7 protein-coding genes are annotated in these 8,716 nt (G+C 73.7%); 2 read left to right on the top strand and 5 right to left on the bottom strand.

Features of this window, described 5'->3' with window-relative positions; genetic code table 11:
• Window positions 1–111: 111 nt before the first annotated feature.
• Window positions 112–1,197, bottom strand: a complete 1,086-nt coding sequence (gene fba / locus E2C05_RS25290) for a class II fructose-bisphosphate aldolase (protein WP_133222419.1) — start codon at window positions 1,195–1,197, stop codon at window positions 112–114.
• Between fba and E2C05_RS25285 the strand changes: the two genes are divergently transcribed.
• Complete coding sequence (locus tag E2C05_RS25285; protein ID WP_133222418.1) at window positions 1,184–1,525, top strand: hypothetical protein; 342 nt, start codon at window positions 1,184–1,186, stop codon at window positions 1,523–1,525. The two genes, fba and E2C05_RS25285, sit on opposite strands and share 14 nt — an antisense overlap.
• Window positions 1,526–2,124: 599 nt before the next feature.
• Here E2C05_RS25285 and E2C05_RS25280 read toward each other — a convergent pair.
• Together E2C05_RS25280 and E2C05_RS25275 are read right to left on the bottom strand one after the other, a co-directional pair.
• Window positions 2,125–3,135 carry a TRAP transporter substrate-binding protein gene (locus E2C05_RS25280; protein ID WP_133222417.1) on the bottom strand — a complete coding sequence of 337 codons (1,011 nt, stop codon included), beginning with the start codon at window positions 3,133–3,135 and terminating at the stop codon, window positions 2,125–2,127.
• A 38-nt stretch (window positions 3,136–3,173) separates the two neighbouring features.
• Window positions 3,174–4,964, bottom strand: coding sequence for a TRAP transporter large permease (locus E2C05_RS25275; RefSeq protein WP_205083057.1), 1,791 nt, complete (start codon window positions 4,962–4,964; stop codon window positions 3,174–3,176).
• A gap of 254 nt (window positions 4,965–5,218) precedes the next feature.
• Between E2C05_RS25275 and E2C05_RS25270 the strand changes: the two genes are divergently transcribed.
• A complete protein-coding gene (locus E2C05_RS25270) occupies window positions 5,219–5,836 on the top strand; it encodes a FecR family protein (protein WP_133222415.1) in 618 nt (205 codons plus the stop codon).
• A 191-nt stretch (window positions 5,837–6,027) separates the two neighbouring features.
• On the opposite strand, the gene E2C05_RS25265 is transcribed toward E2C05_RS25270, so the two are convergent.
• Together E2C05_RS25265 and E2C05_RS25260 are read right to left on the bottom strand one after the other, a co-directional pair.
• Window positions 6,028–7,053, bottom strand: a complete 1,026-nt coding sequence (locus E2C05_RS25265) for an asparaginase (protein WP_133222414.1) — start codon at window positions 7,051–7,053, stop codon at window positions 6,028–6,030.
• The gene (locus E2C05_RS25260) at window positions 7,050–8,630 is read right to left on the bottom strand and encodes an ABC transporter substrate-binding protein (protein ID WP_408901631.1); all 1,581 of its coding nucleotides are present in this window, start codon (window positions 8,628–8,630) and stop codon (window positions 7,050–7,052) included. The genes E2C05_RS25265 and E2C05_RS25260 overlap by 4 nt, the downstream gene beginning before the upstream one ends.
• Window positions 8,631–8,716 lie beyond the last annotated feature (86 nt).

The following is an 8,716-nucleotide window of genomic DNA, read 5'->3' as shown; positions in this document are numbered from 1 at the left end:
GGCCGGCCTGGGCACCGCGCCGGGCGCCCTGCCGTCACACCATCGTCACACCGCCGGCACGCCGCGCCGGCCCGCGCGCGCTGCCGGGGCGCAGCCGGCGGGCCGTCGGCATCAGGCGGCGCGGTCGGCGGCGCCGCCGAGGACGGGATCGAGCACGCCCCTGGCGTAGGCCGTCGCCATGGCGGAGAGCGGCCGGGGCTTGAGGTGCGGCGCCTGGCCGGCGGTGCCGAATTCCTCGAAGCGGCGGGCGCAGAGCGCGGTCAGCGCCGCCATGGCCGGCTTCATGAAGGCGCGCGGGTCGAATTCGCCCGGCTTCTCCTGCGCCACGCGGCGCAACTGCCCGGCCATGGCGATGCGGCAATCCGTGTCGATGTTGATCTTGCGCACGCCGTGGCGGATGCCTTCCTGGATCTCGGCCACCGGCACGCCCCAGGTCTGCGGCATCCTGCCGCCATGGGCGTTGAAGATGTCCTGCAGGTCCTGCGGGACGGAGGAGCTGCCATGCATGACCAGATGCGTGTTGGGCAGCAGCGCGTGGATGGCGCGCACCACCTCCATGGCCAGGATGTCGCCGCTCGGCTCGCGGGTGAATTTGTAGGCGCCGTGGCTGGTGCCGATGGCGACGGCCAGCGCATCCACGCCGGTGCGGGCGACGAAGTCGCGCGCCTGCGCCGGGTCGGTCAGCAGCTGCTCGCGCGACAGCGCGCCTTCGGCGCCGTGCCCGTCCTCCTGCTCGCCGGTGCCGCTCTCGAGCGAGCCGAGGCAGCCCAGCTCCCCCTCGACCGAGACGCCGACGGCATGCGCCAGCTCCGTGACCTTGGCGGTGACGGCGACATTGTAGTCGTAGTCGGCCGGCGTCTTGCCGTCCTCCCGCAGGGATCCATCCATCATCACGCTCGTGAAGCCGTGCTGGATGGCGGACAGGCAGGTGGCCGGCCTGTCCCCATGGTCGAGATGCAGGCAGACCGGGATGTCCGGCCAGGTGGCCGCCGCCGCCTCCACCATCGCGCGCAGCATCAGGTCCCCGGCATAGGCGCGGGCGCCGCGGCTGGCCTGCAGGATCACCGGCGATTTGGTCTTCGCCGCCGCCTGCATGATCGCCAGCAGCTGTTCCATGTTGTTGATGTTGAAGGCCGGCACGCCGTAGCCGCGTTCGGCGGCGTGGTCCAGCAGCTGGCGGAGCGTGACGAAGGCCATCCTGTTCTCCCCAAGCGCGATCGCCGAAGGGCGGAACGCCCATAGGCGTGAATCACGCGACAAACACACCGATACCGTGATCGCCGAAGGGCGGAACGCCCGCAGGCGTGAATCACGCGACAAACACACCGATACGTTGATCGCCGAAGGGCGGAACGCCCGAGGGCATGAACCACGCGACAAGCGCATCGATGCCGCAATGGCCAAGGGGCGAAATGCCCGACGGCGCGAATTACCCGACAAGCACATCGATACCGTGACCGCCGAAGGCCGGAGCGCCCGAAGGCATGGATCACGCGACAAGCGCATCGATACCGTGATGGCCTAGGGGCAAAATGCCCGGCGGCGCGAATCACCTGACAGACACATCGATACCGTGATGGCCGAAGGGCGGCATGCCCGACGGCGTGAAGCATGTGGCAAAGGCAGCGGAACGGGGTTCGAGCAAGGCCAGCATGCCCGATCCTGTCGACCTCGCGACAGGCCAATCAGCACGGTGTTCGCCGGGGGCGGCAATCCGGGGACAGGCTGGGGCTGGGCGCGCGTGGGCCGCGATATGCCGGCTGAATCGCCTCGGCGCCGTGGCCGGTTGCCTGGCGCGGTCAAGCGCCCTGCCCCGGGCGGCGACGCTGCCGCCGGAGCCCCTGGCGGCGGATCACCGCCATCGATCCGGCGCGGGACCTCGTCCCGAGGGGCGAAGCGGCCGGCGGGGCGGCGCGGCCCCATGCCTCCCCGACATCATGCCTGTCGCGGCGGGGATACGGGATGGCCGGCGCGCCATCGTCCATCCCCAAGGGCTGCCGGCGGTGCGGCGGGCGCAGCGACGCGCGGACCGCCCGCGGCGCCGGAGATGCGGGGCCACCCGCGCGCGGGGGCCGGGCGGACGACCTGCCGGTGCCCGCCGCCGCGCCCGAGGTCACGCCCGCATCAGGTGATGGCGCCGACCGCGCCTTCCAGCACCTTCCACGCCTCCTCGCCGTAGCGGCCGCGCCATTCCTTGTAGAAGCCGGCCTCCTTCAGCCGGTCGCGGAAGGGCCCGGGATCCACCGGGTTGAACTGCATGCCGCGCTGCGCCAGCTTCGCCTGCAGCTCGGCGTTCAGCTTGGCCACATCCTCCCGCTCCTGCAGGGCGGAGGCATTGAGCTCGGCCTGGGCGATCTCCTGCACGTCCCGCGGCAGCCGCTGCCAGGCGCGGGCATTGGCCAGGAACCAGAAGCCGTCCCACATGTGGTTGGTCAGCGAGCAGAAGCGCTGCACCTCGTACAGCCGCGCCGTCTCGATGATCGCCAGCGGGTTCTCCTGCCCGTCCACCACGCGGGTCTGCAGCGCCGAATAGGTCTCGGAGAAGTTGATCGAGGTGGGCGCGGCGCCGAGCGCGTTGAACATGCTGGTCCAGAGCGGCGAGGGCGGCACCCGCAGCTTGAGGCCGCGCAGGTCGGCCGGCGCGGTCACCGCGCGGCTGGACGTGGTGGTCTGGCGGAAGCCGTTGTCCCAGATCCGCTCCATCGCGAACAGGCCGCGCTTGCCGATCTCGGCCCGCACGAAGGCGCCCAGCGGGCCGTCCATCGCCGCCCAGACCGCGGCGTAATTGGCGAAGGCGAAGCCCATGCCGTTGATGGACGCAGGCGGCACCAGCGTCGCCAGGATCAGGCCGGACAGGGTGAAGAACTCGACCGCGCCGGAGCGAAGCTGGCTCAGCGTGTCGGTGTCGGAGCCGAGCTGGTTGTTGGGGAAGACCTGGATTTCCAGCCGCCCGCCGGTCCTGTCCTTGATGCGCGCCACGGCTTCCGCGCCACGGACGTTCAGCGGGTGCGCGACCGGCAGGTTGTTGGCCCATTTGTAGGTGAACTCGGCGGCCCCGGCCGGCCGGGTGCGGATGGCCAGCAGCGGCAGCGCCGCGCCGGCCGCGAGGATGCTCCGACGGCGTGATCCGGTCATCGACCCTTCCCCCCTGGATTGCGGCGCAGGCGTTACCATCAGATCAGCCCGATGGAAATGGCCGGCACCAGGGCGATGGCCAGCAGCCCCAGCAGCAGGGCCGCCAGGTAGAACCAGATGGTCCGCATGGCGGCATCCGGCGCCACCTTGCCGATCGAGCAGGCGATGTAGAAGCCGATGCCGATGGGCGGCGCGAACAGGCCGATATTCATCGCCACCACCACCACCATCGCATAGTGCACCGGGTCGATGCCGAGCTGCCGGGCGATGGGGAACATCAGCGGCGCCAGCAGGACGATGGCCGGCAGACCTTCCAGCAGGCAGCCCAGGAACAGGAAGACCAGGATGGTCACGCCCATGAAGACCACCCAGCCGCCGGGCAGGCCCTGCATCACCGCGGCCAGGTAGCCGGCGAAGCCGGTCTGGGTCAGCACCCAGGCGGCGGCGGCGGCGGTGCCGAGGATGAGGAGGATGGCGCCGGTCATCGCCGCCGTCTCGACCAGCATGCGGTAGATGTCGCGCAGGCCCAGCCGGCCATAGAGCGTGGTGCCGGCCAGGAAGGCGTAGAGCACGGCGATGGTGGAGACCTCGGTCGCCGTCGCCACGCCTTCCGTCACCGCGCCGCGCACCAGGAAGGGCAGCACCAGCGCCGGCGCGGCAAACAGCAGCGCCGCGCCCACCGCCCGCAGCGGCGCCCGCCGCACGCCGGCCAGGCTTTCGCCCCGCGCCTTCCAGCGTGCCGCCGCCGCCAGGATCAGCAGCAGGAACAGCGCCACCACGAAGCCGCTGGCGAACAGCCCGGCGATGGAGATGCCGGCGACCGAGCCGATGACGATCAGCACGATGCTGGGCGGCACGGTGTCCGCCATGATGGCGCCGGTGCCGAGCAGCGCGACCATCTCCTCCGGCCGGTTGCCGCGGCGCTTCATCTCGGGGAACAGCGCCGGCGCCACCGTCGCCATGTCCGACACCTTGGACCCGGAGATGCCGGAGACGAGGTAGAGCGAGCCGAGCATCACGTAGGACATGCCGGCCCGCACATGGCCGAGCAGGGAGCCGAGGAAATCCACGATCGCCTTGCCCATGCCGGTGGCGTCGAGGATGCAGCCGAGCAGGACGAAGACCGGGACCGAGAGCAGGATCAGGCTCGACATGCCCTCGTCCATCCGCCCGACGATGACGGTGGGCGGCAGATGCGTGGAGAACAGCAGGAAGGCCAGCGCCCCGGCGCCGAAGCAGAAGCCGATGGGCACGCCGATGGCGAGGCAGACGGCGATGACGCCGACCAGCAGCACCAGGATGTTCGCCTTGCCGAGCTGGGCGAAGACCGGCGTCAGCAGCCACAGCCCGGCGATGGCGGCGCCGACCAGGGCGATGGCCAGCACCAGGTCGGCGCGCGCCACCTCCCGCCAAACCCGGCCGGCCAGCGCGGCCAGCATGAGGACGATGCCGAGCGGGATGCCGGCGATCCGCCAGCCCATGGAGATGTCGAGCGCGGGGGAGGTGATGTCGGCCTCGAACCAGGTGTGTTCCAGCGCGGCCGGCAGCAGCGCGCCGAGGAAGGCGGCCATGATGACCAGCCCCACCGCTTCCAGCCGCCGGCGCGGCCGCGGGCCCATCGCGTTCAGCAGCAGCGCCAGGCGCAGATGCTCGTTGCGGTCGATGGCGATGACCGCGCCGAGCATGACGATCCAGAGGAAGAGGAAGGACGCGATCTCGTCCGAGGCGGCGATCGGCCGGCCCAGCACGTAGCGGCAGAAGACGCTGGCCAGCACCAGCCCGATCAGCCCGACCAGCAGGGCGGCGGCCAGCGCCTCGATCGGCCGCATCAGCAGGCGCGGTCCCGCGGGCGCCGCCGGGCCCGCCGCGGCGGCCGGAACAGGGGAATGGACGACATGCTCCATGGGCGGGCGTTCCGTGGCGGACTGGTTCCTGCCGCCCGGTGGTCCCGGGGCGGTGCCGGTCGCGGGCCGGCCTGTGCCGTGCTGGCAGCCGCGCGGGCCGCCGGCAAGGCCCCGGCGCCCCCGCGCGCCTTGGCCGGGCCACGCTTCCCTTCCCGGCGCCGCCGGGCAAGGATCGCGGCATGAAGGATCGCCCGCGCGCCGGCATCGGGCGCCGCCCCCTGGCCGGCGCCGCCACCCTGCTGGCGCTGCCCGCCATCGCCGCCCCCGCCGGCCTCGGCCGGGTCGAGGACATGCGCGGGGAGGCCACGGCGGAGGCCGGCGGGACCCGGCGCGCCCTGGCCCCGGCGATGCCGGTCTTCGACGGCGACCTGGTCGCCACGGGGGAGGAAGCGCGGGTCCGGCTGCGGCTGGCCGAGGCGATCGAGGTGCTGCTGGGCGGCGGCGTGCGGCTGCGGATCGACCGCTTCCTGGCGCGCCGCGGCGGCACGCTGGTGCTGGAACGCGGCGCCGCGCTGGTGGACCGCGCGGCGCGCGGCGGCGCCCCGCCGCCGGACCTGACGGTGCGCGGCCCCTTCGGCCTGATCGCGGTGCGCGGCACCCGCTTCTTCGCCGGGCCGAGCAATGGCGCCTTCGGCGTCTTCGTCGAGCGCGGGGCGGTGCTGCTGGTCGGCGGGGACCAGGGGGTGGAGGTGCTGCCGGGCTTCGGCGCCGATGTCGCGCAGCCCGGCGCGGCGCCCACCGCGCCGGTCCGCTGGGGCCAGGCCCGCATCGCGGCGGCGCTCGCCTCGGTGACCTGACGCCGGCGGCCGGATGGGACTGGCCCGCGGCCAGGGCGACCGGCCAGGGCGCCGATGGGGCGCGCCAGGGCCCCACGGGCAAGTCCCTCGCCGCCACCCGGCCGCCGAGGGCAGCGGGACATCGCCGACCGTCGGGGCCCTCGGCAGGGCGAGGCGCCGTGCCGGCCCCGGCGCGTGCCGGAGGCTCGGCCTCAGCCGCCCAGAAGGATCTCGATGGCGCCCACCGCCCCGCCATTGGAGTCGAGGATGGCGGGTTCCAGCTGCGGCAGCAGCGCCTCGGCCTCCGCCGCCGGCAGCGCGCCCGCCAGCGCCAGCGCCCGGGCCAGCACGCCGAATTTCGCCCGGCCGGCGCCGTCCGCCAGCTTCACCGCAACCCCCAGCCCCTGGTCCGGCACCATGGCCAGCAGGAATCCCTCGGCGCCGGTCTTCAGCAGCACCCGGCCGCCGGTGCCGCGGACCAGCCGCGCCGTCGGCTCATCCCGGCCGGAGAGGTGGTCGGGGTGGTCCCGCATGGCCTGCAGCACCCGGCGCATCGCGGCCTGCCGGGCACCGCCCGCCACCGCCACGGCGCCGAAGCGCGCCGCGGCCACCGCCATCTCCCCCACCGACAGGGCCAGCGCCGGCAGGCCGCAGCCATCGGTGCCGCGCAGCAGGGATGCCGCGTCGCGGCCGATCAGGTCCGACAGGATATCGAGGTAGAGGCGCTGCGCCGGATGCGCCGGGTCGGCATAGCCGAGATCGGCGCGCAGGTGCCGCGCCACCGTCAGGAAGCCGCAATGCTTGCCGGAGCAGTTGTGGAAGACCCGCCGCGGCCCGCCGGCGCGCGCCGCGGCCAGCAGATCCTCCCGCCCGCGCGGGAGGTCGGGGCCGCAGACCAGGTTGCTCTCCTCGAGACCCAGCCTTGCCAGCCATTCCTGCACGATCGCCACCTGGAAGGGCTGCGCGTGGTGGGATGCGCAGGCCATGGCGATATGCGCCTCCCCCAGGGCGAAGGCATCGGCGGCGCCGGATTCCACCAGCGCCACGGCCTGGAAGGGCTTGAGCGAGGAGCGCGGGGTGGTGACCAGGCCGGGATCGCCCCAGGCCTGGCGGATCGTCCCCGTGGCATCCGCCACCGCCACCACGCCGCGATGGCAGCTTTCCACCACCGGCCCGCGCCACACGCGGGCGAGTTCCACGAAGGCGCCGTCCGCCATGCCGCCCTCCCCGTTGCTCATGCCTCGCGCCGCACGTTCAGCGGCAGGGTCAGGCCGCGGCGGCCGATCACCAGGCCGCGGCGATAGGCGGTGTCCACCTGGTACTGGCCCAGCGGCCAGTAGGGCAGGTCCTCGAGGAAGCGGGACTGGATGCGGGCGCCGATGGCCTGCTGCGCCGGCAGGTCGGGGGCGTCGAACCATTCGTCGCGCAGCGCTTCCAGCGCCGGGCTGTCCGGCCAGCCGAACCAGGCGCCGCGGCCATTGGCCCGCAGCAGCGGGTGGCCGCCGGGGTTCAGCAGGTCCTCCCCGCCGAAGATCGCCACCACGGCGTTCCAGCCGCCCTGGCCCGGCGGCTCCATCCGCGCCCGGCGCTGCAGCATGGTCCCCCAGTCGGAGGTCGCGTCCTCCACCGCGAAGCCCATGCGGGTCAGCAGGTCGTTGGCGACGAGGGTGAGGGCGCTGTTCACCTGCTGGTCGGCCGGGTGCAGCATCACCACCTTCTGGCCGGCCCGCCCGGTGGCGGCCAGCGCCGCCCGCGCCGCCGCCATGTCGCGCGGCGCGGTCAGCGCCGCCAAACCGGCATCGGAGGCAAGCGCGCTGCCGATCGGGAAGCAGCCCAGCCCGTCCCGCCAGCGGCTGCGGTCGTCGCCGAACAGCGCCTGCATGAAGTCCGCCTGGGACAGCGCCGGCAGCAGGGCGCGGCGCGCCGCCGGGTCGTCGAAGGGCGGGTGCAGGTGGTTCGGCCGCAGCATCGCCACCAGCCCGTGCCGGGACAGGCGGTCCAGCACCACGTCCCGCCGCCGCGCCAGCAGCGGCCGCAGGTCGGGGGTGATGTTCTCCCACCAGTCCACCTCGCCGGCCTGCAGCGCCGCGCCGGCGGTGGCGCCGTCGCCGATGATCCGCCACTCCACCCGCTCGAACTGCGCCAGCTTCGGCCCGGCGGTCACCGCCGGCGTGCCGGCGGGCGTCGGCACATACTGGTCGAAGCGCTGGTACACCACGCGATCGCCGGCCCGCCGTTCGGCCGCGACGAAGCGGTAGGGGCCGGACCCGACGATCTCGGTCAGCGCGGTCGTCGGCGGCAGCGCGGCGAAGCGTTCCGGCATGACGAAGCAGGGATAGGCGGAGAATTTCGCCAGCGCGTCCAGCAGCACGCCGAAGGGACGGGACAGGCGCAGCTCGAAGCGCCGGTCGTCCAGCGCCTGCATCGCCTGCAGCCGCGCCGCCAGGGTCTGGCCATGCGTGTCCCTCGCCATCCAGCGGCGGATGGAGGCGACGGCGTCGGCGGCGCGGATCGGCTCGCCATCATGGAAGCGAAGGCCGGCGCGCAGGGTGAAGGTCCAGCGCCGACCATCCTCGGCGACCTCATGCCCCTCCGCCAGCTGCGGCTGCGGGCGGAAGTCGGCGTCCAGCCCGTAGAGCGTGTCCCAGCAGAGATGCCCGTGGTTGCGCACGGCGTAGGAGGTGGTCTGCAAGGGATCCAGAACGGTGACATCGGCCTGCGGGATGAAGCGCAGGGTCCGTGCCGCCTCCCCCTGGGCGAGAGCGGGTGCGGCGAGGCCGGCGGCGGTGCCGGCCAGCAGGGTGCGGCGCGCGATCATGCGCCGAGCCCTAGCATGCAGGCGCGGCGGCCGCGATGCCGCCGCCGCGGGCGGGCGGCGCGGCGGGTTGCCGCCGGGGCCCG

The sequence above is a fragment of the Paracraurococcus ruber genome (genome assembly GCF_004353985.1).
Classification (GTDB): Bacteria; Pseudomonadota; Alphaproteobacteria; order Acetobacterales; family Acetobacteraceae; genus Paracraurococcus; species Paracraurococcus ruber.
This window is presented reverse-complemented; position numbering and strand designations above follow the sequence as displayed.

Coding starts and splice junctions, on each gene's coding strand:
- fba (WP_133222419.1), bottom strand. CDS start 1,197: ATGGCCTTCGTCACGCTCCGCCAGCTGCTGGACCACGCCGCCGAACGC.
- E2C05_RS25280 (WP_133222417.1), bottom strand. CDS start 3,135: ATGACCGGATCACGCCGTCGGAGCATCCTCGCGGCCGGCGCGGCGCTG.
- E2C05_RS25275 (WP_205083057.1), bottom strand. CDS start 4,964: ATGCGGCCGATCGAGGCGCTGGCCGCCGCCCTGCTGGTCGGGCTGATC.
- E2C05_RS25270 (WP_133222415.1), top strand. CDS start 5,219: ATGAAGGATCGCCCGCGCGCCGGCATCGGGCGCCGCCCCCTGGCCGGC.
- E2C05_RS25265 (WP_133222414.1), bottom strand. CDS start 7,053: ATGAGCAACGGGGAGGGCGGCATGGCGGACGGCGCCTTCGTGGAACTC.